Origin of the sequence: Synechococcus sp. R55.4 (assembly GCF_047461935.1) — a bacterium.
Classification (GTDB): domain Bacteria; phylum Cyanobacteriota; class Cyanobacteriia; order Thermostichales; family Thermostichaceae; genus Thermostichus.
Map to the genome: position 1 here is coordinate 19,689 of NZ_JANSIF010000012.1, position 26,468 is coordinate 46,156.

At 59.0% G+C, this 26,468-nt stretch carries 21 protein-coding genes, 1 tRNA gene and 1 CRISPR repeat array; of the genes, 12 read left to right on the forward strand and 10 right to left on the reverse strand.

The window, feature by feature from the left end; translation table 11 throughout:
- Positions 1-43 precede the first annotated feature (43 nt).
- From NW842_RS04540 to NW842_RS04550, 3 genes are all read left to right on the forward strand, one after another.
- Complete coding sequence (locus NW842_RS04540; RefSeq protein WP_414356074.1) at positions 44-1,558, forward strand: hypothetical protein; 1,515 nt, start codon at positions 44-46, stop codon at positions 1,556-1,558.
- A 58-nt stretch (positions 1,559-1,616) separates the two neighbouring features.
- Positions 1,617-1,696, forward strand: a tRNA-Leu gene (locus NW842_RS04545).
- A 216-nt stretch (positions 1,697-1,912) separates the two neighbouring features.
- Positions 1,913-2,524: a Ycf51 family protein gene (locus NW842_RS04550; protein ID WP_414343408.1), complete on the forward strand. Its 612-nt coding sequence runs from the start codon at positions 1,913-1,915 to the stop codon at positions 2,522-2,524.
- Here the strand turns inward: NW842_RS04550 and NW842_RS04555 are convergent.
- Complete coding sequence (locus NW842_RS04555; protein ID WP_414356071.1) at positions 2,452-3,333, reverse strand: alpha/beta fold hydrolase; 882 nt, start codon at positions 3,331-3,333, stop codon at positions 2,452-2,454. The two genes, NW842_RS04550 and NW842_RS04555, sit on opposite strands and share 73 nt — an antisense overlap.
- A 400-nt stretch (positions 3,334-3,733) precedes the next feature.
- Here NW842_RS04555 and NW842_RS04560 point away from each other — a divergent pair, with 400 nt between their 5' ends.
- On the forward strand, positions 3,734-4,486 hold the full coding sequence (locus NW842_RS04560; RefSeq protein ID WP_414417557.1) for a hypothetical protein: 753 nt from the start codon (positions 3,734-3,736) through the stop codon (positions 4,484-4,486).
- Positions 4,487-4,658: 172 nt separating this feature from the next.
- A complete protein-coding gene (locus tag NW842_RS04565; protein WP_414350786.1) occupies positions 4,659-5,408 on the forward strand; it encodes a YebC/PmpR family DNA-binding transcriptional regulator in 750 nt (249 codons plus the stop codon).
- Between the two features lie 5 nt (positions 5,409-5,413).
- On the opposite strand, the gene NW842_RS04570 is transcribed toward NW842_RS04565, so the two are convergent.
- Positions 5,414-5,725: a YbjQ family protein gene (locus NW842_RS04570; RefSeq protein WP_011431068.1), complete on the reverse strand. Its 312-nt coding sequence runs from the start codon at positions 5,723-5,725 to the stop codon at positions 5,414-5,416.
- Positions 5,726-6,113: 388 nt separating this feature from the next.
- On the opposite strand from NW842_RS04570, the gene rbsK reads away from it, so the two are divergent.
- Complete coding sequence (rbsK, locus tag NW842_RS04575) at positions 6,114-7,031, forward strand: ribokinase (protein ID WP_414356065.1); 918 nt, start codon at positions 6,114-6,116, stop codon at positions 7,029-7,031.
- Positions 7,032-7,285: 254 nt separating this feature from the next.
- Positions 7,286-8,029 carry a response regulator gene (locus tag NW842_RS04580; RefSeq protein WP_414356063.1) on the forward strand — a complete coding sequence of 248 codons (744 nt, stop codon included), beginning with the start codon at positions 7,286-7,288 and terminating at the stop codon, positions 8,027-8,029.
- 166 nt (positions 8,030-8,195) lie between these two features.
- On the opposite strand, the gene NW842_RS04585 is transcribed toward NW842_RS04580, so the two are convergent.
- The gene (locus NW842_RS04585) at positions 8,196-10,016 is read right to left on the reverse strand and encodes a DUF1565 domain-containing protein (RefSeq protein ID WP_414374752.1); all 1,821 of its coding nucleotides are present in this window, start codon (positions 10,014-10,016) and stop codon (positions 8,196-8,198) included.
- Between the two features lie 165 nt (positions 10,017-10,181).
- Between NW842_RS04585 and NW842_RS04590 the strand changes: the two genes are divergently transcribed.
- From NW842_RS04590 to ald, 3 genes are all read left to right on the forward strand, one after another.
- Positions 10,182-11,405 carry a pentapeptide repeat-containing protein gene (locus tag NW842_RS04590; protein WP_414417558.1) on the forward strand — a complete coding sequence of 408 codons (1,224 nt, stop codon included), beginning with the start codon at positions 10,182-10,184 and terminating at the stop codon, positions 11,403-11,405.
- Positions 11,406-11,513: 108 nt separating this feature from the next.
- Positions 11,514-12,626: an LptF/LptG family permease gene (locus NW842_RS04595; protein WP_414417559.1), complete on the forward strand. Its 1,113-nt coding sequence runs from the start codon at positions 11,514-11,516 to the stop codon at positions 12,624-12,626.
- A 100-nt stretch (positions 12,627-12,726) separates the two neighbouring features.
- A CRISPR array of direct repeats spans positions 12,727-15,191; the repeat unit is 37 nt; unit sequence GTTTCCGTCCCCTTGCGGGGAAAAGGTAGGGATCAAC.
- Between the two features lie 335 nt (positions 15,192-15,526).
- Positions 15,527-16,615, forward strand: coding sequence for an alanine dehydrogenase (gene ald / locus NW842_RS04600; RefSeq protein ID WP_414417560.1), 1,089 nt, complete (start codon positions 15,527-15,529; stop codon positions 16,613-16,615).
- Between the two features lie 37 nt (positions 16,616-16,652).
- Here the strand turns inward: ald and NW842_RS04605 are convergent, their stop codons facing one another.
- From NW842_RS04605 to rpsN, 4 genes are all read right to left on the reverse strand, one after another.
- Positions 16,653-17,426: an ABC transporter permease gene (locus NW842_RS04605; RefSeq protein ID WP_414417561.1), complete on the reverse strand. Its 774-nt coding sequence runs from the start codon at positions 17,424-17,426 to the stop codon at positions 16,653-16,655.
- Positions 17,427-17,491: 65 nt separating this feature from the next.
- The gene (locus tag NW842_RS04610) at positions 17,492-18,328 is read right to left on the reverse strand and encodes an ABC transporter ATP-binding protein (RefSeq protein ID WP_414409222.1); all 837 of its coding nucleotides are present in this window, start codon (positions 18,326-18,328) and stop codon (positions 17,492-17,494) included.
- 438 nt (positions 18,329-18,766) lie between these two features.
- Positions 18,767-19,399 (reverse strand): ribonuclease D, encoded by a 633-nt coding sequence (locus NW842_RS04615; RefSeq protein WP_414344670.1) that lies wholly within the window; start codon positions 19,397-19,399, stop codon positions 18,767-18,769.
- A 57-nt stretch (positions 19,400-19,456) separates the two neighbouring features.
- A complete protein-coding gene (rpsN, locus tag NW842_RS04620; RefSeq protein ID WP_011432985.1) occupies positions 19,457-19,762 on the reverse strand; it encodes a 30S ribosomal protein S14 in 306 nt (101 codons plus the stop codon).
- Between the two features lie 186 nt (positions 19,763-19,948).
- On the opposite strand from rpsN, the gene NW842_RS04625 reads away from it, so the two are divergent.
- On the forward strand, positions 19,949-20,263 hold the full coding sequence (locus NW842_RS04625) for a hypothetical protein (protein ID WP_414417562.1): 315 nt from the start codon (positions 19,949-19,951) through the stop codon (positions 20,261-20,263).
- On the opposite strand, the gene NW842_RS04630 is transcribed toward NW842_RS04625, so the two are convergent.
- Positions 20,260-21,807 (reverse strand): YcjF family protein, encoded by a 1,548-nt coding sequence (locus tag NW842_RS04630; protein ID WP_414417563.1) that lies wholly within the window; start codon positions 21,805-21,807, stop codon positions 20,260-20,262. The two genes, NW842_RS04625 and NW842_RS04630, sit on opposite strands and share 4 nt — an antisense overlap.
- 80 nt (positions 21,808-21,887) lie before the next feature.
- Positions 21,888-22,379, reverse strand: coding sequence for a cytochrome c oxidase assembly factor Coa1 family protein (locus NW842_RS04635; RefSeq protein WP_414356050.1), 492 nt, complete (start codon positions 22,377-22,379; stop codon positions 21,888-21,890).
- A 524-nt stretch (positions 22,380-22,903) separates the two neighbouring features.
- Between NW842_RS04635 and NW842_RS04640 the strand changes: the two genes are divergently transcribed.
- Positions 22,904-23,224 carry a hypothetical protein gene (locus tag NW842_RS04640; protein ID WP_414356049.1) on the forward strand — a complete coding sequence of 107 codons (321 nt, stop codon included), beginning with the start codon at positions 22,904-22,906 and terminating at the stop codon, positions 23,222-23,224.
- A 42-nt stretch (positions 23,225-23,266) separates the two neighbouring features.
- Here the strand turns inward: NW842_RS04640 and NW842_RS04645 are convergent, their stop codons facing one another.
- Positions 23,267-26,464, reverse strand: coding sequence for an efflux RND transporter permease subunit (locus NW842_RS04645; protein ID WP_414375250.1), 3,198 nt, complete (start codon positions 26,462-26,464; stop codon positions 23,267-23,269).
- Positions 26,465-26,468: the final 4 nt, after the last annotated feature.

The following is a 26,468-nucleotide window of genomic DNA, read 5'->3' on the forward strand; positions in this document are numbered from 1 at the left end:
TGACTCAAACCAACCGGTTGACCCAAGGCCGGGACGGAGTCCTTTGAACGCTGCTCAACGGATTCTCAGACGCTCTGTCCTCAGGGGGCGAAGTCGCTGGCTGCTCCTCTACGAGAAGGGGATGGCCCTGCTGGCCCTGAGCAACCTGTGCTTGGTGCTCTTCGACATGAGCTATGTGCCTGGGCGAGATTTTTGGCTCCAGGGTCGGGTGCAAATTTTTGGCGCCTTTGGTCCTCCCATTCCGCTGCCGATTCTCTCCGAAGAAACCAGCCGTTCCCCGGTGACCGACCTATACGATCCCATCAAAGGTATCGAGCCCAACCCCGAAACCCAGCGCTACTTGGCCTTGGTGGATGAGCTGCGCCAGGTTACCCTGCGGTTTGGCGTGGAGTCGGAAGCGGCAGCACCGATCCTGGCCCGCTTGCGGGAGCTCAGCGACGAGATGATTGAGACCAATCCCTTTCAGGGCGCCAACAAAACTGGCCAGTTTGTGCGTATCCTCAATTTGATGCGGGAGCACATCCCAGAAGCCGACTCTGCCAGAGCCGCCTTTGCCCGCTTTTGGACTGCTGAGTACTTGGCCGGCGCCGATCCCGCAGATGGAATTGAATTTTTCCAGACCCGGCTGCGCCCCCTCTTTGAGACCAACTATTTCCGCCCCATTGGTGAGAGCGGTAACCCTGTTGACTTTTTCCCGGTGCTGGATTTTCCCTTCGTGCTTCTGTTTGGGCTGGAATTTTTGCTGCGCACGGTGGCCATCAGCCGTCGCTACACCGGCGTCAATTGGCTGGATGCTATGCTCTGGCGTTGGTACGATGTGCTGCTGCTGCTGCCCTTTTGGCGCTGGCTGCGGGTGATCCCCGTCACCATCCGGCTGGGACAAGCACAGTTGCTGGATCTGGAGCGGGTACGCGCCCAGGTGAGCCAGGGCTTTGTTACCAACTTCGCCGAGGATCTGACGGAAGTCATTGTTGTGCGGGTGATTAACCAAATCCAGGTATCCATTCAGCGGGGATCCCTGCCCCTGCTGCCGGCAGCGCGTACCCAGCGCGACTACATTGACATCAACAACACCAACGAGCTGGAGGCGATTGCCAACCTGGTTTTTCGCATTGTTCTCTACCGCGTTTTGCCCCAGGTGCAACCGGAATTGCAACAACTGCTCCGCTACAACCTGGATGGCCTGCTCAAGCAGTTGCCTGCCATGCAAACTCTAGAACAGCTTCCCGGCCTGGGATCCCTGCCTGGCCAACTGACGGAGCGCCTGGCCAACGAGCTGACCACCACCACCTACAAAACCCTGACGGGCAGTTTCGAGGATCCCGTCGGCTCCAAGCTGGCAGCGCAACTGATGCAGCGGTTTGGTGAAGTCTTGGCACGAGAACTCACCCAGGAGCACGCTTTGGAGGAAATTCGCTCTCTCCTGCAAGACTTGCTGGAAGAGATCAAGATCAACTACGTCGAGCGGCTATCCCACGAGGATCTGGAGGAGGTGATGGAGCAAACCCGCCAGCTTCGGCAAAAGGCCCAGCAACTGGAGAAAGACCGCCGCAACTAGGGTTGGGAGGATTGGTTGACGAGGTTTCGCCAGTTCAGTAGGATAATGTTTCCAGGTCGGGCGAGTGGCGAAACTGGTAGACGCACCGCACTCAAAATGCGGCGGGAAACCGTGTCGGTTCGAATCCGACCTTGCCCATGATTTTTAGTCTGCTGTGACGAGCTGTAAGGCTCGCTGCTTTCTGGGTTTGGTAGGTTGATCCGTCTTGCCTCTTCTCACAGGGGTTTGGTGATAGAACCAGCCAAGCCCTTCTGGAGCAGGGTGCCAGCGGGACGGAGTCCTTAGATAGGGCAGCCAGAATCGGGCTCATCCTGCATCCTAGAGATGAAGCTCTAGCCGCTAAACTGGGGAATCATGGATGCAACTTTGGAATCTTTCTTTGCCTCTGCCACCCAAATTGGGCTAGGTCTAGCAGGCTTGCTGGCTGTGCTCACCCTGCTGGCCTGGATCCGCAATTGGCCCTTGAAGTTTGCGCTGGTGGGCTACACGGCGTTTGCGCTGGTTTTAACAGCGGGATGTTTTGCCCTCAGCTTGGGGCCGATCTTTCGCTCCCGCATTCCCGGTGCTGCCCCCTACACCACCGTCTATGACCAAGGGGCGGATCGAGCGGTTATTGCTGTCAGCCCGGATATCACCCCAGAGCAACTGATCCTCACCCTGAAGCAGGCGGCCAGCGATTTGGGATCCCCGGGCCGCTTCTCCACCGGTTCGCCGGTGTTCACCTTGCGGGCCCGCACCGTCATCCATCCCGAGCCGGGAGTTTCCGAGCCGTTGCTCTTGGGCACGCTGCAACAGCCGTTGGGAAAGCGCCTGCGCACCCCAGAAGAACAACAGCAGCAGCAGATCCATCTGGAGGAAGAGGCCTTTGCCCGGCTGCGGAAGTTGGCCCAGGGTCAGGCTTCTGCCGCCTTGTCTGCAGAGGGAGCGGAAGAGCCAACCACCGGGATCCCACTTGCCCAGTCTTGAGCGCTGAGCCAGCGGCGCAGATCCTGTCCCACCCGGTCGGGGATCTCCCAGGGAAAGAGATGAGCCACGTTGGGATAGACAATGCAGGTGCAGTGGGGCAGGGCGCGGGCTGTGGCCAGGCTGCTGTTGGCGGTGATGTGGCAATCCTGCTCGGCGGCCATGAGCAGTACCGGGATGCGAATTCGGTGCAGATCTCCCTCGCGGTTGTAGCCCCGTTGCAAAGCGGCGCGCAGAGCTTGGCGAGCCTGGGGGGAGGTGTGCAGATAGGCGGGCAAGGCCATGTGCGCCAAATACCGATAGGCCGTTGGGGTCTGTTGCTGCATCAGGTAGCGGTAAAGGGAGCGACGGCCAAAGGTCTCGATGTTCCATTCCCAGCCGGGCCAAAGCCAGTTGAGCAGCGAGGCAACGCCGGTGTTGACCTGATCCCAAAAATCGGTGGGGGGATGGTTGCTGCGGGGGCAGGCGGCACTGGCCACCAAGACCAAACCCTTTACCCGCTGCGGCAGACGCAAAGCCAACTCCAGGGCCAGGATCCCGCCCAAGGACCAGCCCAGAACCAGACACTCCTGCCAGCCCAGGCGATTGAGCAGTAATTCCAAATCCTCCAGGTGCTCCTCCATCTCGAAGGGATCCACCACCTGCGAACGTCCATAGCCGCGCAGATCTGGCGCCACACAGGGGTGCATTCCCGCCACTGCCTCTGCAAATACCGCCATGCAGTCGGCATTGCCCGGATGGCCGTGGAGCATCAAGATTGGGAGGGAGGGGATCCCTTCTCCCCAAGTACGATAGTGGAGCTGCAGGCCCATCGCTTGACATTCTCCCTGCCCTAAATGGCAAGGATTCTTTCCCAGGTTGCAGGATGACTCCTAACTTTCTGAGCTACACCACCCTTGCAAGTGGTGGGGGATGCTATGACGCCACCTACTGGGATGAACTCCCAGATACTTTCCCTGTTGACACTGCGCCCTATTCAAGTTGGCGGAGTTCGTTCAACACCATAGCACAAAGCCGCCCTGGTCGCGTCAGCGGGCCGTAGGCCTTAGGGCGGGGCTTGCAACCCAGTTTTCTTGGTCAAAGCTTCTCTTCTGCCCCTGTTTTGAAACTGATCCGAGGCCAATACCCTATTTTTCTCCCTGCCTAGTGCCTCTCTGGCCGATGTCGGGTAGATTTGGCGGTAGCCATCGCTGAAGAATCGGTCAACGCTTTATGAACAGCCCGATCCAGGATTGTGAGCCCCCCGTTTCACCTCGCTCTGAGCAGGGCAGTCTGGGTTGGAGCCTTCCCCTGAAAGGCTTGGGATTTGGCTTGTTTTTCGGATCCCTAGTTTGGGCAGGATGGGCAAGTCAACTCCAGCTATGGGCCCAGCCGGTCGAACAGCAACCTCAGGAAGAAGTCCTTGTGCCGGGGCGCAATCTGGATCCTGGGCCGCAAATCCGGGTGCGTAACGAGCTGGTCAAGATCTGTGGGGACTATCGTTGCGAAGGCTATCGCTTTTCGGTACGGGTACCGATCAGCCCTGAAGACACCCTGGAAACTCTGCTGGGGCGGCTGGATACGGAGATGCTGCGGGAGGTGGATCGGGTGTTTCAAACTCGGCCCGATTTGAATCGAGTCATTGTCGATGGCTACGTCTTCTCGGGTACTCCCGCTTTTGTCAGCCGGGAAGTGCTGCTGCAAACAATGTTTGTGCCCCGTCACCGTTGGGAAGTGGGGCGCTTTGGGCCAGAGCAAGATGCGATTTTCTATGCCGAGCTGTTGGGACAGGTGACGCCCTTTCTAACTCCATCCCCAACCCCCACGCCTACACCTGGGCCTGTGCCTGGAGAAGGTGTGCCCCCTCTGCCCCCGCCTCCTGGGGAAACTCCTCCCATAGAGGCAACGCCTACCCCTCAAGAAACCCCAGCCCCTCCGCCTCCGCCCCAAGGGGATGTGATCCAGCGGCAGCCGATTCAGCCCTGAGGGGGTTATGGGGTGGCTAAGTCTGGGTTGTGAGGGATCCTCAGGATCCCTTGTTTTGTGACCAGGCCAGTGCCCTCCCAGTTGTCGCGGGGTTGAGTCCTGAGCCGAGGTGATCTAGGCTTCAAAAGTGGAGGGATCCCTCCAATTCATTGCTTGACTGGTGTGTGGCGGCATGGCAGGACACAGCAAGTGGGCCAACATTAAACGGCAAAAGGCCCGTGTAGATGCCAAAAAGGGCAGCCTCTTTACCAAACTCTCGCGGGCCATCATCGTGGCAGCTCGCAACGGCTTGCCAGATCCGGATGGGAATTTTCAGTTGCGGGCGGCAGTGGAGAAAGCCAAAGCAGCGGGGATGCCCAGCGAAAACATTGAACGAGCCATTGCCAAGGGAGCCGGCAACTGGAGCGACGACAGCCCCCTGGAAGAAGTTCGCTACGAGGGCTACGGCCCCGGTGGGGTGGCTGTGTTGATCGAGGCCATGACCGACAACCGCAACCGCACGGCTGCCGAGGTGCGAGAAGCCTTCAGCAAAACCGGCGGCAGCTTGGGAGAAGCCGGCTGCGTGAGCTGGCTGTTCCGGCAAAAAGGGGTGATTAGCCTAGAGGGGGTGACAGATCCCGAAGCTCTGCTGCTAGCGGTAGCCGAAGCAGGCGGGGAGGATCTCAAGGTAGAGGGAACCGACGCAGAAGTCTACTGCGATTACACCCTGCTGGAGCAGGTGGCCACCTACCTGAAAAAAGAGGGCTACCCAGTGCAAGATGCGGCCATCCGCTGGATCCCCTCTACGGAGGTGCATGTGGAGGATCCCGATACGGCCAAGTCAGTGCTTGCCCTGATGGAGCGTCTCGACAACCTAGACGATGTGCAGAATGTCTATGCCAATTTCGAGATCGACGAGGCGGTGATGGAAAGCCTGGCCTAAAGGTTCTAGCGCAGCTTGACGGCGGTGCCGGCGGCGGTAACGAGGATCATTGTCGCGCTCATGTTGGTATGAATGCTAACGCCTAGGATGCCATTTGCTCCCAAACGTTTGGCTCGCTGCTCCAACTCTTCCAAAACCTTTTTCTGGGCATTCTCGAGAACTTCTTCATAGGTTCTTGTGCGTCCCCCGATGATGTTGCGGAGGCTAGCAAGGAAGTCCCGTAGAACATTGGTGCCATAAACTACCTCGGCGGTAACAATGCCCAAGTAACGCTCAACCTCTCTACCTTGGAGCACGTCTGTAGTGGTCAGCAGCATGGCTTGCTTCCTGGGTCAACACCCACCAAGATAGTCGGGATCCTCAACCTTTGGAATCGGGTTCTTGCCCTGTGTTTTCAGCAGAGTGGCGATATGTCGAAGGGCGACCAATCCCTACAGATAACCGTTCCACAACGCATAGTCATTTATCTCACCGTTGAGGTGAAACAAACGACCGGTTGCTTCCTGCTAAGGCCTCCGGCCCGCTAGCGCGATCAGTTGAAATAGATGGTAATAAAAACCACGACTGCTATCAGCCCTTGCCGCGTGGTAGGGCGCTCGAGGGGATCCCTGGCCAAGACCGGCGGCTGATACAATAGCTGCCCAGGGATCCAAACCAAAGATCTCTAGATCTCTGCTTTTCCAACAGGATTTCCCCACAAGCCCGATGGCAGGCCCAATCCGAGTGGTGGGTAGCTTGAACATGGATTTGGTGGTGCGGGTGCCCCATCATCCCGGCCCTGGCGAAACGGTGCTGGGATCCGACTACGCCACCTACCCTGGCGGCAAAGGAGCCAATCAAGCGGTGGCAGCGGCGCGGGCGGGAGCCCAAGTAGAGATGTGGGGAGCAGTGGGATCCGATGGGTTTGGGCATCTGCTCCAAGAAAACCTGGAGCACAACGGCGTGGATACCCGCCACCTGAGGCAGTTGGAGGGGCCCAGCGGCCTAGCTTTGATCACAGTGGATCCCGGCGGGCAAAACAGAATCGTGGTCAGCCCTGGGGCCAATGGTCGCTATATGCCGGAGCATTTGCCTCCCTTTACCCCGGCGGCCCTGCTCCTGCTGCAACTGGAAATCCCCCTGCCCACCGTGCAAGCTGCAGCAGAACAAGCCTTTGCCCAAGGGATCCCGATTTTGCTCAACCCTGCGCCCATCGTGCCATTGCCGGGATCCCTGTTGCGCCAGGTTCGCTACTTGGTGCTCAACGAAACCGAAGCGGCTGCCCTTGCCCAATCCCCTGTGGAGACGCCGGAACAAGCCCAAAAGGTGGCTCAAGAACTGCAGAAACACGGGATCCCAGCCGTTATCCTCACCTTGGGAGGGGCAGGGCTGGTCTGGGCAGATGGGGAAGAAAGTGGCCATTGGCCCGCTCATCCTGTGGAAGTGGTGGATACCACCGCTGCCGGAGATGGGTTTTGTGGGGCCTTAGCTGCTTGTTTGGCTGCCGGGGGATCCCTGAGGGAAGCCCTGCGTTTTGCCAATGCCGCCGCTGCTTTGGCCGTAACCCGTGCGGGAGCCCAACCTAGCTTGCCCCAGCGCTCTGAGATTGAGGCATTTTTGGCCTCTGCCGTAGAAACAGCATAGACTGCTGCTTATCAAAAGTTTTCGACGTCTGCGGTGGAGAAGTTCATTGGCCGTTTGCGTGGGTGCTAGGGGAAACCGCACCGTCCACAGGACGAGAGCGGGACGAACTCCTTTTCCTGAGCCGCTACTCATCGCCGGTGGAGGGGATCCCTTGCTCCTTTTGAGTACTGCTCAATAGTGCCTTGCCTTCCCTTGTGGGTGTTTTTAGAGTTAGGAAGTGAAAAGAAAGTATTCGGTAACTCTGATAAAGGCCTGTGAGTACCCTCCTTGCTGAAGATGACGCTCTTTACCGTCAGCATGTCCATAGCCTACTGACGCAACATTTGCCTGAGTTCGGCCCGGTATACATGGCCTCGAATGGCCGAGAGGCGTTGGAACTTTACCGTCAGCACCACCCCAACTTTGTGTTGATGGACATTCGCATGCCTGAGATGACCGGGATCGAGGTAGCGCGGCAGGTTTGGTCAGAGTGCCCCAGCACGCGCATCATTTTTTGGTCGCATTTTGCCGATGAAGTCTATGTGCGGGAGCTGCACAAGATCGTGCCTCCGCAAACCGTCTATGGCTACCTTTTGAAAAATTGCACCGATGAAAAATTGGTCAGCGCCATCCAAGCGGTGGTGCAGGATGAGCAATGCGTGATCGACCGAGAGGTGCGCGGGGTCGATTCCCGTTCACAAAACAAAATCACCGGTCTCAGCGATGCCGAGTACGAAGTGCTGATCGACATTGCCCTTGGCCTCACCGACCAGGCCATTGCTGCACGGCGCTTTTTGTCCCGCCGAGGGGTAACCAACCGTCTGCGCAACCTCTACGACAAGTTAGAAGTCAGCAACGACCAAATTGAGAGCGACGAGTGGGGAACCACTTTCAGCTTGCGGGCCAGAGCCATCCGCCTTGCTTTCAAACGGGGGTTGATCAACGCCCAACTGCTGGATGAGGAGGAAGTGCATTTGGATCACTGGCTCAGCCGCTACCGACTGGATCCGCTGGACTAGAGAGGGGGTGTTCGAGCCGTCATCGCTCTTGGCAAGCACTTGTAGTCAATTCCCTTGCCAGCGACCAAGGAGACTTGGGCTCAATGGCTGGCCACCCCGCCAAAGAACTGGGATCAAGGCTCCCTCGTACCGCTATGGAGAAGCAAGCCGGCAGTGTGGGGGGTCGCTAGCGGAAAATCATCTCGGCAACCGCCTCAAAGCCGGCATCCAACAGCCGATCCAAGACCGACTGGGCCTGGCTGCGACTGTCGTACAGGCCCGCCTGCAACACTGTTCTGCCGTTGAAAACCGTTTCCACCGCCTCGGGGATGAGCTGCCGCAATCGGTTCAAGTCATCGCTGCTTTTGGGGGTCACCAACACGCGAAATTGAGTTGCCGTTCGCGTTGGCGAAACGGAGTCGTTACCCACAGCAACCACAGGGGGGGCAACTGGAGTTGTAGTGGGAGCAGAGGGAGTAGTTGGGATCCCCGTGGACGGGCGACGGGCCGGCGGAGGCAGGAGGGTGGTGATATCCGTGAGGGGAGCCGACGGTGGCCTGGGAACAGGGTCAGCCGGCTGGGCAGGTGTGGTAGAGCCATCGGGGGTGAAGGGGACAGCCACAAACTGCTCCCCCGGAGGTTGGGGCTGGGGAGTTGCCTGAGGGCTGGAGGGATCTGGCAAGATGCGCCCTCCGGATCCTTGGGGCGGAGAGGGGGGAACCGGGGCAGTAGACTGGGGCACCGTTAAAACCGGCAAGGTGGAGGGGGTCTCAGCGGCTGGCCGGGGATCCCTGGGAGTAGCCGGCTGGGCCGGAGCGCTGGGCAGAGCCAAAGTGCCAGGGGCAATGGGGCGGGGAGCGCTGTCGGGAAGGGCGGCAACGGTGGTTTGACCGGACAGATCCAGATCCCCTTTGACCTGGCCCCGCAGTTGGTTGCCGTTGGCATTGAGGCGCAGGCCGCGGGTGGCGTTGTTGATATCGTATTGGCCGTTGCCCTCAAAGATGTTGTTGCCGGGATCCGTGGCCGTGCCCAAATCCGGCTGGGCAGTGGTGATGGCGGTGAGGCCGGTCTCCAAGTTCTGGGCGATGAGATTGTTGCGCAGGATGGGCCTGGAGCTGCCCCCGACGATCACGCCGGTACGGTTCTGCAGGATGCGGTTGTTGCGCACAATAGGCGCCGAGCGCTGGTCGATGGTGATGCCAAAGCCGGTCTCCTGGAACAGGTTATTGATGATGGTGGGCTGGGAGGTGCCCAAGACGGAAATGCCGTTGGCCCCGTTTTTATAGAAGCGGTTGCCCTCCACCCAGGGATTGGAAGCGCCGGCAATGAAGATCCCATCGTGGATGCTGCCCACAAAGCTGTTGTTGAGAATGCGCGGGGAGGCAGATTCCACCCAGAGGGCATAGCCGCGCCGCCCCTGGTTGCGCAGGGTAACTCCTCGCACTTCTGCGCCGGTTTCTGCCAGCAGAGCAACATTTTGTCGGCCTAGGGTCGGGCTCATGTAGGTACCGCCGCCAGTGATGAGATAGCCCTCTCCCAAGGTGGACTCGTCCCCACGCAAGGTGAGGCCGGCTTTCAGACGGATGGGGAAGGTTTCGCCGCTCTCCTCGCTATATACCCCGGGAAAAAGCTGAATGACGCTGCCAGCCTCAGCCCGCTGAATGGCATAAGTAATCGTCTTGAAGGGGTTATTGCGGGATCCATCCCCACGGGTATCGCTGCCGTTGGCTGCATCCACGAAAATGGCCGGGCGATTGTCCGGGAGCGGGGGAGCTTGAGGCAGGGTCTGCTCACCGGTAATGCCGGTGTCCAGGGAAGTTTGCGCCCAGCCGGGATCCAACTTTGCTGTCAGCAGTAAGGTGGTGCCAAGCATCAGAGAGGTTGCCAGCCGCGTCAGCATTGCAGAACGATGGCGCTGCGCCCGCAGGCCGGGCAGGACTGCTGTAGATTGGTGTTCGCCGGATTTCTGCAGACCAATAGGCAGTAAGGACAATAGGGAAGAGATCATGGTGGTTATCCTCACACCAGGCTGGGCTAGAGAAGAAAGGCCGAGGTTATCCTACCAAACTGAGCAGGCAGGGGCCTGCCCTATTCTCCAACTCTAAATACGGACTAACGCAGGCTTTTTTTGCAAGTCTAACACTAGCCCTAGAGTAACCTCCCTGCTTGCGCCATGACCTACAAAACCCTTGCCCCCGAACATCTGCCCCAAGAGCCGTCGCTGCTTGAATCCGGGATCCTGCTGTCTCCGGTCTCACCGTGGCAACCCCTGATTCATCTGCTGCTGTTGGGGATCCCGGCCTTCTTGCTGCTCTTGGGAAAGCTGATGGCTCAGCCGGTCTTGGGCTGGGGGGCGGTGCTGGCTTGGCTGGGCCTGGCGGGCTGGTGGGGGCGATCGCTTTGGGCTCAGATCGGACGCGACCTCTGTCGGTGGCTGACCACTTGGCCTCAATTGGCCTGGGCGGGAGTGGCCCTCAGCTTGGCCGTGATGGGAGGGATTGCCGGGAGCGGGCTGTTTTCTGCCTTGGGATCCCTGAGTTGGGAAGCAATTGGGGCTTTGGGAGAAGTGTTCGGGGCCACAGGCCAAATCTTGATTGCCATCCTGGCCGCCTACATTGCCTGGCGGCAGTACATTATCTCCCGCGATCTCACCATTCAGCAGAACATCATTACCCAGCAGCAGACCATCGACGCCTACTTTGAAGGCATTTCCAACCTGGTCTTGTCTCCCGATGGGCAGTTGGACGATTGGCCCCTGGAGCGGGCCATTGCTGCCGGGCGCACGGCTGCTTTGTTGAACGGGGTGGATCGCTTCGGCAAAGCCAAGATCCTGCGCTTTCTCTCCACCGCTAACCTGCTCAGCCCTCTGCGGCGGGATCAACACCTGGGCCGACCCATTCTGGACGGCAAAGGGGGTTACCAGCGGGATCGCGTGAACGGCATCCGAGTGGTCAACCTGGGCACGATGCTGGAGGGAGCCGACCTGCATGGCACCCTGTTGCGAGCGGTGGATTTCAGCGAAGCCAGCCTGGAGAGAGCCAACCTGAGCAGCTGCGATCTCAGCCACACCAATCTGTGCGGAGCTAACTTGCGGGATGCCGACCTGCGCGGGGCCGATCTCTACCGCGCTTTGCTGTTTGTGGGATCCCCTCAGACGGCTTCCCCCGCTCAGCCGGGGCAAAAGCCCGATTTTAAGACCGGAGCCTACACCGGCGCCATCGTGGCAGGGGCAGATTTCCGCCAGGCTCGCCGCCTTTCCCCCGAACAGCGGGCCTACCTGGTCACCTGGGGTGCCGAGCTGGATCCCGCGTCCGAACCTCCCCTCAACTCTCCTCAGCCGCGTTTGGATCCTGCCGACAAAACGGAGTCGTTTCCCCCACCTGCCCCAAGCCCTTGAGCGAGAATAAATCGATAAGCCTGGTTCAGGGCTTTTGCCGCCGATTCTTCGGCTATTGCAACTCGCCTCTCCCTTGGGGAGAAGGGCGATCCCCTTCGATTCTCAAACATGGCACGGTTGCTCACCAAGTTCTGGCTGCTGGAGCGCTATCTATTTGGGCAGATGCTCACCCCAGTGCTGACCGGTGTTGCGGGGGGAACCCTGCTGCTGCTGGTGGGCCGGTTGTTTACCCTGGCCGAGCGGCTGGTCGAGGGATCCGTCCCGCCTCTAACGGTGTTGCGTCTTTTGGTTTTGGATCTGCCGGAGATGGTGGTGCTGGGCATGCCCATTGCCGCCTTCTTTGCCACCATGCTCACCTTGGGCAAGCTGAGCGGCAACAGTGAGATCACCGCTATGCGGGCAGCCGGGATCCCGTTTAGCCGGATTTTCCGGCCCCTGCTGCTGGTGGGGTTGGCCATGAGCTTGAGCGCTTTTTTCATTAGCAACGTGCTGCTGCCGGCCAGTAAACAGCAAATCCGCCAGATCGATCAGCAAGCTTTGCTGGCCCAGGCCACCACCCCGGTGCAATACGATGTCTTTTTCAAAACCGAAGACAACCTCTGGTTCTTCATCCGCCAAGTGGATCCCCGGTTAAATACGATGCAAGATGTTACGATTTTGCGGGTGGATCCCTTGCCGGGGGGCAAATACCAGTTGGCGGAAGTGACCTTGGCCGCTCAGGCAGTGTGGAATGGACTGGAGTGGAGCCTCAGCGAAGGAGCGACCCACCTTTACGGCCCCACGGGTCTCAGCATTGCCGAGCAAACGTTTCATCGCAAGCCGTTGCAAGTTTCTCAGGATCTGGCTACCCTAATGCAGCCGCCGGTTCCCCCCAGCGAGTTGAGCTTACCGGAGCTGGCGGAGCGGATTTCCCGCCTGGCCCGCTCCAATCTCAATACTCAGGCTCTGCGCACCGAGTTCCACATGCGCTTCTCCCTGCCCTTGGCCAGCTTTTTTGCCGTGCTGATTTCGCTACCCCTGGGATCCACCACCGCGCGGCGGGTGGGACGCTACGGGGGCGTCGTCTTCGGGATCCTGTTGGTGTTTGCCTACTACGTGGTGCTCAGCGTGTCTCGCAGCTTGGGAGAAGCCGGCGCCCTTCCCCCCTGGGCAGCGGCCTGGAGCTTCAACATCCTCTTCGGCGGCCTCGGCCTGCTGCTTTTGGCCCGCTTCTTGCGCTAGGGATCCACCCTAGAATCCGCCAGTCTCAGTTCTCAAGGATGTCTCGAAGAAGGCAGGGATCAACTTTCCTTTCTCTCTCCTCTCGCCTCGCGTAGCTCAGGTTTCCGTCCCCTTGCGGGGAAAAGGTAGGGATCAACGCAACGACCCGAAAATGACCGGTATTCAGATCCCGGAGGGTTTCCGTCCCCTTGCGGGGAAAAGGTAGGGATCAACCTGGGTAGCCTGTCGGTCAAGATCAAGCCCTCGCAAATGTTTCCGTCCCCTTGCGGGGAAAAGGTAGGGATCAACATTACGATGAGTACTTATTATACTGCACGCTTTACGAAACGTTTCCGTCCCCTTGCGGGGAAAAGGTAGGGATCAACGCTGTCTCGTATCCCAAGGTGCTCCGGGGGCTTCTTGGCGTTTCCGTCCCCTTGCGGGGAAAAGGTAGGGATCAACATGAGTGTTGGAAAGCTCTGCAGGAAAAGTAGTCTAGGTTTCCGTCCCCTTGCGGGGAAAAGGTAGGGATCAACGTGGGACAATTATCCGCGTTACCGCGGTAGGACGATGGGGTTTCCGTCCCCTTGCGGGGAAAAGGTAGGGATCAACCATAAAAGCAAAAGCGAAAAGTCAGACACCTGACCAAGTGTTTCCGTCCCCTTGCGGGGAAAAGGTAGGGATCAACTGTAAACATTGCATCCCGTCTTGGCATTGAGATTCCGAATGTTTCCGTCCCCTTGCGGGGAAAAGGTAGGGATCAACTGGACATTTCGGCTAAACTGGGCGCTTTTCCCAAGAGCGCAGAGTTTCCGTCCCCTTGCGGGGAAAAGGTAGGGATCAACCTAAAAAGACTCAAATCTTTGAGCACAAACTTGACCGGGGGTTTCCGTCCCCTTGCGGGGAAAAGGTAGGGATCAACCCTTCTTGTCCTCACTGACGGAGTGGACCAGGCTCCGCCAGTGTTTCCGTCCCCTTGCGGGGAAAAGGTAGGGATCAACAGAAGATCATCGAAGGGCAACGCAAGACCTTAAAGCTGACTGAGTTTCCGTCCCCTTGCGGGGAAAAGGTAGGGATCAACACATTAGACGAATGGTCGACACCATATTGGCATCGATCTAGAGTTTCCGTCCCCTTGCGGGGAAAAGGTAGGGATCAACGGGTTGAAAGGTCTCAGCCCAGCGGGCCTGAATGTGCGGTTTCCGTCCCCTTGCGGGGAAAAGGTAGGGATCAACAACGGTGCGGTTCTAATCGAAATCTAGGGGCATTACAGGTTTCCGTCCCCTTGCGGGGAAAAGGTAGGGATCAACGTCAGTACATTCGCGACATTGCGAAGATCCTCGGAAAAGTGTTTCCGTCCCCTTGCGGGGAAAAGGTAGGGATCAACAACCAACGCCCGAGAGGGGTTGGTAAGGCAGTATGAGGCGTTTCCGTCCCCTTGCGGGGAAAAGGTAGGGATCAACGAGGAAGAATAGCATGAACTAACTTTCTTTCAAACCACGTTTCCGTCCCCTTGCGGGGAAAAGGTAGGGATCAACCCCGGATCATCTCGGTAGAGTTCGGGTACGAGAAGGACCGTTTCCGTCCCCTTGCGGGGAAAAGGTAGGGATCAACATTGCCGAAAAAGTAGTAAGCTTGGTAGTTAATCGCCGTTTCCGTCCCCTTGCGGGGAAAAGGTAGGGATCAACCACGTTCTACCGCGAGTGGAGCAAGTTGATGTTAACTTGCAGTTTCCGTCCCCTTGCGGGGAAAAGGTAGGGATCAACTCTTATTGATTTCACACACCTCCACCCTGTTTGCGTAGAAGTTTCCGTCCCCTTGCGGGGAAAAGGTAGGGATCAACTATTTATATGCATTGGTGGAGCACTAGTTTGGCTAATGTGTTTCCGTCCCCTTGCGGGGAAAAGGTAGGGATCAACGGCGAAGTAGCCGCAAGCATCGGTCGGTTAGTGAAACCGTTTCCGTCCCCTTGCGGGGAAAAGGTAGGGATCAACGTGTTGTTTTATCCCTTTGAAGGGAGGTACACATGATTGTTTCCGTCCCCTTGCGGGGAAAAGGTAGGGATCAACGGCGAAGTAGCCGCAAGCATCGGTCGGTTAGTGAAACCGTTTCCGTCCCCTTGCGGGGAAAAGGTAGGGATCAACGTGTTGTTTTATCCCTTTGAAGGGAGGTACACATGATTGTTTCCGTCCCCTTGCGGGGAAAAGGTAGGGATCAACGTAAAGGGAGGTTTGGTCATGAACGTGTTTAAGTTCGCGTTTCCGTCCCCTTGCGGGGAAAAGGTAGGGATCAACAGTACAGGGGTACGTGGGTGATCCCACCGGAGATCTCAGTTTCCGTCCCCTTGCGGGGAAAAGGTAGGGATCAACACCTGTTGAATCGTCGTGAAGCCGACAAGGTTCGGGTTTCCGTCCCCTTGCGGGGAAAAGGTAGGGATCAACCATCTGGATTAAACGTAGACAAGTTTGGTACTTTAGGTTTCCGTCCCCTTGCGGGGAAAAGGTAGGGATCAACAATTGAATAGCATGGCCACTCCGGTTGCGGCCGACGTTTCCGTCCCCTTGCGGGGAAAAGGTAGGGATCAACCCTACCCCCGGAAAAGCTTGAATCCATGCAGTTTTCAAGGTGCGTTCGCGAGGGAGTACGGAGACTTCGTGACATAGATATTAACATTGCTCTTGGGGATAAGCGCAAGCAAGAAAATTGGGCTTTCTGAGGCTGTTATGTCTTGTTTTCGTGCCAATCATGGCAAGAGATCTAGGTTTGCCCTTGAAATCTTGAGCTAACAAAATTAGCCTGGCGATTGCTTGCCCCGACAGATCGCGCACAAAACTTTACAATTTTCGCTCTCCTGCTCAGGCCAGGGCTCCCATCGGGGAGAGAGTCTGTCTAGACTGGAAAGCAGCCCTACGGGGATCCCTATGCGAATTGGCGTGCCCAAAGAGATCAAAGAGCAAGAGTTCCGTGTCGGGCTGACGCCGGCAGCGGTGCGGGCCTTGACCGAGCAGGGGCACCAGGTGTGGGTGGAGACCCAAGCGGGCCAGGGGGCGGGATTTAGCGACGAGGACTACCAAAAAGCGGGGGCCAAGCTGGCTGTCACTCCTGAGGAGATCTACCGGCAGGAGCTGGTGGTGAAGGTAAAGGAGCCCTTGCCTGCCGAGTATCCTCTGCTCCATCCCGACCTCATCCTGTTTACCTATTTGCACTTGGCCGCCAGCCGCGAGCTGACCCAGGCGCTGTTGCAGTCGGGGGCCACCTGCCTTGCCTATGAAACGGTGGAATTGGCAGATGGATCCCTGCCCTTGTTGATGCCCATGAGCATGATTGCCGGGCGGCTCTCGGTGCAGTTTGGCGCCCATTACCTGACCCGACAGCAGGGGGGGCGAGGCGTGTTGCTGGGCGGGATCCCGGGGGTGCCGCCGGGGCGGGTGGTGATCCTGGGCGGGGGAACCGTGGGCACCGAGGCGGCCAAAATGGCCGTAGGCTTGGGGGCACGGGTGCAGATTTTGGACATTAACCTGCAGCGGCTGAACGAGCTGGAGCTGATTTTTGGCTCGCGGGTAGAGCTGCTCTACAGCACTGCCCAAAGCGTGGAAGAGTGTGTTCGCGAGGCCGACCTGGTGGTGGGGGCAGTGTTGGTGCCGGGAAGGCGGGCGCCGGTCTTGGTGGGAGAAGAGTTGGTGGCCCAGATGCGTCCTCGCTCCCTCATTGTGGATGTGGCGGTGGATCAGGGGGGGTGCATTGCTACCACACGGGTTACCACCCATGCCCAGCCGGTTTACGAAGCCTACGGGGTGCTACACTACGGCGTTCCCAACATGCCCGGAGCCGTTCCCTGGACTTCGACCCAAGCGCTGGTCAACGCCACTCTCCCCTACATCCTCAAGCTGGCCAACCTTGGCCTGGCCGCTGCTTTGGAACAAGACCCGGCCTTGGCCAAAGGGCTAAACGTCAGGGCAGGCAAGCTCATCCACCCGGCGGTGCGGGCCACTTTTCCAGATTTGGGCTAGCTTGTTCAGGCATCGGTGGGATCCCCTGGAGCAGATGCTACTGTCGCCAGGACAGGACATAGCGCTCCAGAGCCGCGAAAAAGGTGTAGAGCAAAATGCCCATAATGCCGAGGGCAACCAAACCCGCAAAGGCCAAAGGCACATCAAAAGAAGAGCTGGCCGACACGATCAGGTAGCCCAGCCCCTGGTTAGAAGCCACCGTCTCCGAGATCACCGAGCCGACAAAAGCAAAGGAGATGGCCACCTTCAACGAGGCAAACAGGTAGGGCATGCTGTGGGGTAGCCCCACCTTGGTGAAGATCTCCCAAGAGCTGGCCCCCAACGAGCGCAGCACATCCCGCATTTCGGCTTCCACCGTCTCCAGCCCCACCGCCACATTGACCGCAATGGGGAAAAAAGCCAGCAAAAAGGCCGTGATCACCGCCGGGATCGTGCCCAAGCCAAACCAAATCGCCAGCAGCGGCACCAAAGCCACCTTCGGGATGGTGTTAAACCCCACCAGCAGCGGGTACAAACACAGATGGGCCAGGCGGGAGCTGCCGATGATCGATCCCAGCAATATCCCCCCCACCAAAGCCAGCGCAAAGGCCAGCAGCGTCGAAGTGAGGGTGGTTAGGGAGTGACGCAGAATCACCGGGCTCCACTGGTTCATGGCTGCGAGGATCTGGGTGGGCGCCGGCAGAATGAAGCGAGGAACGTTGAACAGCCCCACCCCCACCTGCCAGAGCACAAGGGTCAAAACGATGGTGGCAGCAGGTAAAACAACAGAAGCCGCTTTGGTCTGCAAAAATCGGTCAAATGATTTTTTCATCGGGATCCCTCGGCAGAGTTGGGCAGTAGTCTATCCAGGCTTGACTAGGCCAATGGCTGTTTAGCCTAATAGCTGCGCCGAATGTGCTTGCGCACTTCCGAGACCAAGTGGTGAAACTCGTCCGTCAGGCAGATCTCCAGCGGGCGTGGACGGGGCAGATCCACTTTGAGGGAAAAGATGATCTCGCTCGGTCGTGGCCCCATCACATAAATGGTATCGGAGAGGAAAACTGCTTCTCGCAAGTCGTGGGTGATCAGAATAGCAGTGCAGCCGGTGCGCATCCACAGCCGTTGCAACATTTCCCACATATCCTCGCGGGTAAAGGCATCCAGAGCAGCAAAAGGTTCGTCCAACAGCAGCAGCTCCGGCTGATGGATCAAAGCGCGGCACAAGGAAGCCCGCTGCCGCATTCCCCCGGAAAGCTGCCAAGGATAGGCTTTCTGAAAACCCTCCAAGCCCACGGTGGCCAGCAGCTCCAGCGCCGACTTCTCGTGCTGGGCCAGGTTTTGCTTGAAGGTACGCTTGTAAGGCTCCACCACCTCCAACGGCAGCAACACGTTCTGTAAGGTCGTGCGCCAGGGTAGCAGCACCGGGTTTTGAAAGGCCATGCCCACACTCTTCAGGGGGCCGGTGATGGGCTGCGACTGGAAGTAGAGGGTGCCGCTGTAGTTGGTGTTCAGGCCGGAGACCATCTTCAGCAGCGAGGTTTTGCCACAGCCGCTCGGCCCCACGATGGAAACAAACTCCGAGTGCTCCACGGAAAAGCTGAGGTCGCGGATGATCGTGACCGGGGATCCCTTGCCGGGGTACTGCAGCGAGACGTGGCAAAACTCCAGAACAGGCTTGCCTGGGATGCTGGGGGAAGATGACCCACTTTGAACCACCCTTTGCGACTCCAACATCAACTCAGCTCCAATGGTTTTCACAGTGGCCCAAGTGAGGGTTACTCCCCTTGATCTGGACAGATGATGGCCGGAGCGATGGGGGCTGCAAGCCGGTTTATCTCGAGAAGCCCATTGGTACGACCAGCCCCATCCTCACTACATCAAAGAGAAGGGCGGCCAACTGTGTTGGCAGATACTTTATGCGCCGGTGACGTATCCCCATTTTCAGCTTCGGGAGAGGGGGGATCCCTGAGAATCCGGTCATCCAAAAGAATATGGTCATTTCGATGCAAACTAAGACACTGCACCCACACTAAAACGTTGGTCGCGTCGTCGCGCCAGCGTTGCGGAGCAATAATGCACGAAGCCAGAAAGCCTTTCTCAGTAGCCCTGGCGTCTCAACCTAACCTGAAACGACTATAACTATCTATAACTATCTATCAAATAAGACTCCGACTACTGATGTTCAAAGACGTTACTGAAGCCCAACAGATCCAGCTCGACCAAGGTGGGCAAATGTTGGAAACAGCGCTGTGCCAACTCCCAGCGTTCTTCCCGCCGTAACATCTCCGCCAGCTTGTGGCGAACCGGAATCAAATAGCGAACATCGTTGGCGGCATACTCCAGTTGTTCGGCGGATAGCGCGTGGACGGCTCCCCAATCGGAGCTTTGGGCAGTTTTGTTGAGTTCGACCCCGCACAGCTCGCTCACCACATCCTTGAGGCCATGCTTGCTGGTGTAGGTGCGGGCCAGTTTGCTGGCAATTTTGGTACAAAAGACGGGCCACGCCCGGATCCCCAGGTGATAGCGCAGCATCGCCAGGTCAAAGCGGGCGTAGTGGAAAATCTTTTCAATGTTGGGATCCGTCAGCAGCCCCGCCAGAAGGGGGGCCTGCTTTACTCCACGGCTCAACCGCAACAACACCACCTCGCCGGCAGGGTTGGCGATTTGCACCACGCAGAGCCTGTCCCGCTGCGGGATCAACCCCATCGTCTCCGTATCCACGGCCAAGTGGGGTTCCCCGGCCAGGGCCTTTGCCACTGCAGGGGTGAGATCTTCGTCGCAGAGCTGGAAAGGTTGCAGGCCCACTCAGGATCTCTCAAAAGGATGTTTTGGCCGTTCAACCAAGCGGCGAAGGTCGGGTAGCTACCAGCTAGACTTAACTACGCCTGGCAGTAAGCCTCGGTGGGCCATTTCCCGCAGGCTGTTGCGACAGAGGCCGAAATCGCGGAAATAACCTCGGGGACGTCCGGTTTTCCAGCAGCGGTTGCGCAGGCGTGTGGGCGAGCTGGCCCGAGGGAGTTTTTGCAGTTGGGCGTGCAGCTCCATGCGGGTGGCCTGGTCGATGTTGGGATCGGCCATGGCCGCTTTCAGTTGTTGGCGCTTCTCCCGATACTTCTCGACCAAGCGTTGGCGCTTTTTCTCCCGCTCGATCATGCTCTTTTTAGCCACGGCTCACTGTTTCCCCAGATTTTTCAGCTTTACTAGAATAACGGGGAGCAGCGGCCCCAAGCAAGGGGATCCCAGGCCCGCCCACGGCCATCCTTGCCCATGTTTTTCCGGTCTCCGTGGGATCCCTGAAGTCAGCCCTTCGGCTTCGGGGCAATCTACTTTTATAGGCGAGGTTGGTGTTGGGTGATGGCCATTTCCAAAGTGATCTCGTTTATCGCCGCCAAGTTTAGGGTTTCCCCAGAGCAGATCGAGGCCACGCGCGTGATTCTCCACAAGCCGCCGGCTCTGTTGGCAGTGCTGAAGTCGGCCTCTCCACTGCCCAAAGAGGTTTTGCAGGATCCCAGTTTGGCCTATATCTATCCTGCCGCCTTCATTCAATGGTCGAAGTGCATGCATGGCTTGGCGGATTGGGACACTGGGCCGGCACTGAGCTACGCCGATTATGTGGCGCAAATGGAGCTGGCCTTTATGCCGACCGATATTGCCCTGAGCGGCCATTAGGGATCCCTTGGGTTGGCCATCCCATTTCGGAAGATGCGCCGGGAAGCCTCGCGGACAAACTCTTTGAGCCAACCGGATTTTTGGGTATTTTGCACCTGGGCTTTGACCACCGCCTGCATCCCCCCTTCTCCCCAGCTTTGGTTGTGCTGGAAATACTCAATGAAGCTCTTGCCGGCAATGCGGGTGAGATAGCCAGCACTGGCTGCCTGAATGGGGGCTGTCGCCAGAAAACCGACGACGCTCACTTCGGCAACGGTGGCCAAGATCCCCGTGGTCAGTTGGATCGCCCCTTCCACCAAGCCCAAGCCGGCTAAGGTTTTGGCCAGAGACAAGGCCAGCTCCCGCCCCTGCTGCAGGTTCATTTTGCAGCCGTAAAGGGATCCCAGTTCCACCACCATCTGGGCGTTGATGGCGGCAATGGCCAGCAGATCCACCGCCGGGATGGGGTTGGCGAACACCACTCCTGTAACAATCCACTGAAAGCGATCGATCACTTCCTCGGCTTGGCGGCGCAGTTGGGCTTGGAGAATCCGCTTGGCCTCTTCCCCCAACTGTTGCGATTGCAGCAGAGCATTGTCCAAGGCCAGGGATCCACCTTCGGCATAGAGCACTGCCTGCACGCGATCCCGCACGGCGGCCACATCCGGCTCCGGTCGCCAGGTTTGGGATCCCACCCGTACAGGGGCTGGAGCAGCGGCAGCCATCAACACATCCTGAGGTGGGATCAGGGGATGAACCCGCTCCCGCAGGCGTTGCAAGAGGATCTGCCGTTCTTCTGAGGTGTAGCGATCTGCTTTGTTCAGGATCAGCAAGGCCCGTTTGCCCAGGGCGATCAACCGGCGCAAGGGATCTACCTCCGACTGGCGCAGATCCCCATCCACCACCACTAGGAGCAGATCGGCAGCTTGGGCTTGGGCTTGCGCCTCCTGTTCCCGCATCACCCCTGCCGGGCCGATCTCCAAAATGCCGGGGCAATCCACGATCTGCACCGGCTGCGGGATCCCGGGCAAGTTCCAATCGTAACAAGCTACCGCCTGGGTGGTGCCCAGAGTGGCCCCCACCGCCCCCGCCCGCCGCCCCAGCAGCGCGTTCACCAGAGAAGTCTTGCCCGCCGACCCGGTGCCGAAGACCACCACCTTCAGTTGGGGCTGGGCCAATTGTTTGGCCAGTAGGGCCGACCGTTCTGCCAGCGCTGCCCGCGCCACCTGATCCTGGATTTGCGCCATCTGCGCCTCCAGTTGGGCCAAGTTCTGTTGCGCCGCTTTCCGCTTGTCCAAGGCCGTCTCCGGCAAGGCAAGGGGTTGGGTAATTTCCCTCCTGCTGGGGGCGGGTTGGCGAAACAGAAACAAGTAGTAGATGGCAGCGGCCAAAAACACCAGCAGCAGCAGCAGCAGCACCCCGATCAACAGCCCCCCCAAAATCGGGTGGTAACGGGTGGCGTAGTACAGATCGAGAAACGATTGGATTAGCCAAACGATCAGGCCGGTGAACGAGGCCAACAGCGCCAACAACAGCAGCAAGCGCAGGTAAGGGAGCGACCGCATAGGGATCCAAGGCCACAACCGTTCGCGTCAGCGGGACGGAGTCCTTTTGACTCTACCCGCGGCTGAGCCTATTCGGCTACCTAGATGTCGCCCTCTGGCTGCAGGGGCAGGGCTTCTCTATCCGGCTCTTCCTCTTCACAGCGGGATCCCCCCTCAATGACCGGAATGGCCTGCGGATCCCCGTCAACTTTCACCTGCAGATGGCGCAACTGCCATGCCGAGCCCGCCATGCCCCGCTCCGATTCCACAACCACATCGCCGGTGCGCTGGGCCCCTGTAATCAAAAAAGACAGACACACCCAGCCCGCTTCCTCATTTTCCTGAAAACGCAGCCGCGAGGGCCATCCCGGCCTCAAGGGTTCCCCCAGACGTTCCACCACCACAGCATTTTGTTTGAGCTGCTCCACCGCCAACTGGTAGGTGCGATAGGCACCCGAAGTGCGGATCCCATTCCAGATCAGGATCCCTGCCCCCGCCAGCCCCAAGCCCAACACCGCCAGCAGGCCCAAACAGCCGCAGCCACAGCAGCCCAGAGGGACAGCACAGCCGACTGTTTGTGGAGTTTCCGACACGGCCAATCGCCACTACAGAATGCCCCCACACTAACACAACACAAAGCTGGTGCTCATCCTCTATGCCTTCATTGCCGACAAGGTACAGACAAAAAGCCAAGCAACCCTACGCCATTTGTCGGTGACGAACATCGCTTCTCAGTTCCGTATTGCCACAGATATCTGTTACGGCCTCAAACAACAGCTCGAAAAATCATGGGATCAGCACCTCTTTGGCAAGTTCAAGCAACTCACTGTTGAGTCTAATTTTGTACTGCAGTGAGGATTGGATCCCTACGTATCCAATTGTTGGCTCTACTCCCACTTCGATTGGAAAGGCTTGTGAAGCAAGGATTTCAAGCTTTTCGCCTGAATAGGATCTGGATGGATCAGAAAGTCAATGGATACCTGGAAAGCCCTATTTCCTGAACATTGGGAAAGATGACAAAGCGCGCATATCGAATCCGCTATTTGGCGGAGTAAATATCAGGGGGATTTATCGAGAATAAGAGCAGCAAAAGGTCTCAATCCAACCGCATAAACCTATGGATGAAGCGACGACCGTGACCGTGCAGCAGATCATTCAAACCGCCATGATGACCGGTCTGCTCACTGCTGCTCAGGAACACGAACTCAACGTGAGGCTATTCCGAGAGGAGTGCTCCGAAGCCGACCTGTTTCTGCTGCGCCGTTTGCACCGCTGCCTACGCCAGGAATCCATCCGCCAGATCCCGGCTTTGCACAACACCATAGCGGTTGGCCGCTTTGGCCCGCCCCTGCGCCTGGTACCGGACAGAGCCGAGGACGCACAGCCCCAACCTTCTGGGCTGAAACTGGTGCCTAAGCCTAACCCCAAGGTCAGCTAACCGAGATCAACAACGCCAATCCATCAGCAACGCCAACCACAGCTACTGACCGGAAGTCTCGGACAAGGCTGGGGGTGGGGCAACCGCTAGCTGGGGAAAAGAGGGAGTTGAGGTTTTGCTTTCCCCGCCATGCAGCAGCACATAAAAGCAAGGGATCACCAACAACGTCAGCAGCGTCGCCAGGGAAAGGCCGGAAAAGACCACAACCCCCAGCGGCTGTAGCAGTTCGGATCCCTCTCCCCAGCCCAGGGCCAAGGGAAACAGGCCCAGCACCGTCGTCACGGCGGTCATCAGGATCGGGCGCAGCCGCTGCGGGGCAGCCTCTAGCATGGCACTGCGGTAATCCAAGCCCTGTTCCTCCCGGATTTGGTTGGCCAACTCCACCATCAAAATGGCGTTGTTGACCACAATGCCCACCAGCAGCACCGCCCCCACCAGCACCGTAGCGCCCACAGCCGTGCGGGTGAGGAACAAGCCCAGGATCCCGCCGGAGAGAGCCAAGGGCACCGTCAGCATGATCACCAGCGGGTCGAGGAGGGAGTTATACTGCACCGCCATCACCACAAACACCAAAAAAGCTGCCAGGGATCCCAGCAGCAGCAGGTTATTGCGCAGCTCCCGGTTGTTTTCCAAAGCCACGCTGGGCAGGCGGGTCACGCCGGGGGGCAACTCCAAGCCGGATAAGATCCCATCCAGCTCGGCGATGGCGGCACTTTGGCTGGCCCCGGCCCTAAGACTGCCGTTCAAAATGACCACCTGCCGTTGGTTGAGACGGCGAATTTCCCCAGGGGCCTCCCCCATCTGCAACCTGGCCACATCCCCCAAGCGCAGGGGCTGCCCATTCTGCACAACCAAGGGCAGGCGCTCCAGTTGCGAAGGCTGGGTGATGGACGTGGCCGGGCGAACCCGCACATCCAGGAGGCGGTCTCCCTGCTGCAGTTGGGCGGGCACGGATCCCTGCACTGCCGTCTGTACCACCCGGCCTATGTCCTGAAGGCTGAGGCGCAAGGGGGCGGCCCGCTCCCAATCGGGCCAAATCTGGAGTTCCGGTTGGCTGTCATCCGCCTCGGGGCGGAAGGTGGAGAGGGTGGCCTGTTCGTCCAAGGCCCGCAACACTGTGCGGCTGGCCTCTTGAAGCGCCTGGGTGCCTTCCCCTTGAAGCACCACATCCACTTCGGCATTGATGGCAGAGTTACGGGCGGAAAGGCCGCGTACACTGCCCGGAGACAGGCGGATGCGGGATCCCACCAGGTTGAGTTGGCTGACCAGCTCATTCATCCGATCCACAAAGGGCCGCACTGCTGTGCCGGGCTTAAGGGTGATGGTGCTGGTGCCCCGCAGGGGGTTTTCAAAGGTGCTGCCCCCGAAGGCAGATCCGCCTGCGGTGGTGAACACATACTCCACCTCAGGCTGTTGCAGCAGAAGGCGATCCACCTCCTGCATAATGCGGTGGTTGGTATCTAGGGTGGTGCCGGGGGCAAAGTTGGCAGACAGGTTCACCTGCCCGGTGCTGATGCGGGGCAGCAGCTCCTGGTTCAGTTGCCCGGCCATCCAGTAGCTCCCTCCGCCCAGGAGAAGAAATGCCAGCAAGATCGGCAAGGCAGGTCGTTCTAACAGACGGCTCAGCAACCGTTGGTAGGCGTAGGTGCCGCCCAGCATCGCCCGCGCAAAGCTGCGGATCGGGCCCCACTGCCCCAATCCACTGCTGCGGCGAATCGTCAACAGGCGTGAGGTGAGCATGGGCACCACCGTCAGGCCCACCACCAGGGATCCGGCCACAGCAAAGCTGATGGTCAAAATCAGCTCGTTGAAAATCAGCGAAACAAACCCTCCCACCAGCAAAAAGGGCAACACCGACACCAAGTTGGTGGCCGTTGAGGCCACCAGGGCCGATTCCAACTGGCGGCTGCTGCGCTCCGCCTGCTCGAGCACCCGCTGCCCAAACCAACGGGCATCCTGCCGCGGGATCCCTTCTGTTCCTTTAGCGATGGCTTCCAACATCACGATGGCGTTGTCCACCACGATCCCCACCCCCAGGGCCAGGCCCCCCAGGCTGATGATGTTGATGGAAAGGCCGAACAGGCCCATCAGCAACACCGCCATCAGGGTGGCCAGAGGAATGGCCGCCACCACGATCAGGGTCTGGCGCAGGGATCCCAAAAACAGCAGCACCGCCAGCCCGGCCAGCACCCCCCCACTCACGCCGGCAAGAGCCACACTTTGAATCGAGCTGCGGATGAAGCGGGACTCGTCGCCGGTGGGGATCAGGGTCACCTCCGGCGGGATGAGGCCAGCGGCCCGCAGTTGCTCCAGGCGGCGACGGATCCCGTCCACCACGCGGATGGTATTGGCATCGGGCTGCTTTTGAATGCTCAGGCGCACCGCCGGCTCTCCATTCAAGGTTACCCGCACCCCTTCGGCGGCAGGGCGAACAGCCACCGTGGCAAAATCGCGCAGGTGCACCGTTCCTCCGCTGGGGGTGTTGAAGCGCAACGCTTGAATGTCTTCTAGGCTGCGGAACCGGCCCATTGTGCGCGTCAAAGGCTCCAACAGCTCGCCGCGGATCCGACCACCGGCAAGATCCTGGTTGCGGGCTTGCAGTTGGCCGAGCACATCCGCTAGGCCCAGCCCCAGGGCCTGCAGCCGCTCCAAGTCCAGATCCACCTGCACCTCTTCAAGGGTGCCCCCGGCCACATCCACCGTAGCCACCCCCGGCACCACTCCCAGCTCGCGGGCCAACTCTGCTTCAGCAAAGCGGCGCAGCTCCACGCCCGTCAGCCCAGGCGCGCTCAGGGCAAACTCGTAAACAGGCAACTGGGAGGGGTCAAACTTGAACACCGTGGGAGCCGAAACCCCATCCGGCAGCCGCCCTCTGGCCCGGTTCACCGCTGCCGTGGTGTCGTTCAGGGCTTGGTCGATGTTCCCCCCTGGCGCAAAGAAGAGATCCACCCGAACCTGCCCTTCGCGGGTGGTGGAATAGAGCTGTTCCACCCCTTCCACTGTGGAAAGAGAGTCTTCCAAAGGGCGGGTGATCTCCTCAACGGCCACCTCTGGGGTTACTCCCGCCAGCTCCACCCGCACGCCAATACGGGGATAGACAATCGAGGGCAGCAAGTCCACCGGCAGGCGGGTGAGGAAATAGAGGCCCATGACGATCACTGCCAAGGCCAGCATCAGGGTGCCGATGTGGCGGCGGATGGCCAGGCCGCTGAGGCTGAGTCCACTGTTGGCTGGGGTCATGGGT

Excerpts from the sequence above, each read along its gene's own strand:
- NW842_RS04555 (WP_414356071.1), bottom strand. The coding sequence starts at position 3,333 with ATGGGCCTGCAGCTCCACTATCGTACTTGGGGAGAAGGGATCCCCTCC.
- NW842_RS04560 (WP_414417557.1), top strand. The coding sequence starts at position 3,734 with ATGAACAGCCCGATCCAGGATTGTGAGCCCCCCGTTTCACCTCGCTCT.
- ald (WP_414417560.1), top strand. The coding sequence starts at position 15,527 with ATGCGAATTGGCGTGCCCAAAGAGATCAAAGAGCAAGAGTTCCGTGTC.
- NW842_RS04625 (WP_414417562.1), top strand. The coding sequence starts at position 19,949 with ATGGCCATTTCCAAAGTGATCTCGTTTATCGCCGCCAAGTTTAGGGTT.
- NW842_RS04645 (WP_414375250.1), bottom strand. The coding sequence starts at position 26,464 with ATGACCCCAGCCAACAGTGGACTCAGCCTCAGCGGCCTGGCCATCCGC.
- NW842_RS04630 (WP_414417563.1), bottom strand. The coding sequence starts at position 21,807 with ATGCGGTCGCTCCCTTACCTGCGCTTGCTGCTGTTGTTGGCGCTGTTG.
- NW842_RS04590 (WP_414417558.1), top strand. The coding sequence starts at position 10,182 with ATGACCTACAAAACCCTTGCCCCCGAACATCTGCCCCAAGAGCCGTCG.
- NW842_RS04605 (WP_414417561.1), bottom strand. The coding sequence starts at position 17,426 with ATGAAAAAATCATTTGACCGATTTTTGCAGACCAAAGCGGCTTCTGTT.
- NW842_RS04585 (WP_414374752.1), bottom strand. The coding sequence starts at position 10,016 with ATGATCTCTTCCCTATTGTCCTTACTGCCTATTGGTCTGCAGAAATCC.
- rbsK (WP_414356065.1), top strand. The coding sequence starts at position 6,114 with ATGGCAGGCCCAATCCGAGTGGTGGGTAGCTTGAACATGGATTTGGTG.
- NW842_RS04565 (WP_414350786.1), top strand. The coding sequence starts at position 4,659 with ATGGCAGGACACAGCAAGTGGGCCAACATTAAACGGCAAAAGGCCCGT.
- NW842_RS04550 (WP_414343408.1), top strand. The coding sequence starts at position 1,913 with ATGGATGCAACTTTGGAATCTTTCTTTGCCTCTGCCACCCAAATTGGG.
- NW842_RS04640 (WP_414356049.1), top strand. The coding sequence starts at position 22,904 with ATGGATGAAGCGACGACCGTGACCGTGCAGCAGATCATTCAAACCGCC.
- NW842_RS04610 (WP_414409222.1), bottom strand. The coding sequence starts at position 18,328 with ATGTTGGAGTCGCAAAGGGTGGTTCAAAGTGGGTCATCTTCCCCCAGC.
- NW842_RS04595 (WP_414417559.1), top strand. The coding sequence starts at position 11,514 with ATGGCACGGTTGCTCACCAAGTTCTGGCTGCTGGAGCGCTATCTATTT.
- NW842_RS04570 (WP_011431068.1), bottom strand. The coding sequence starts at position 5,725 with ATGCTGCTGACCACTACAGACGTGCTCCAAGGTAGAGAGGTTGAGCGT.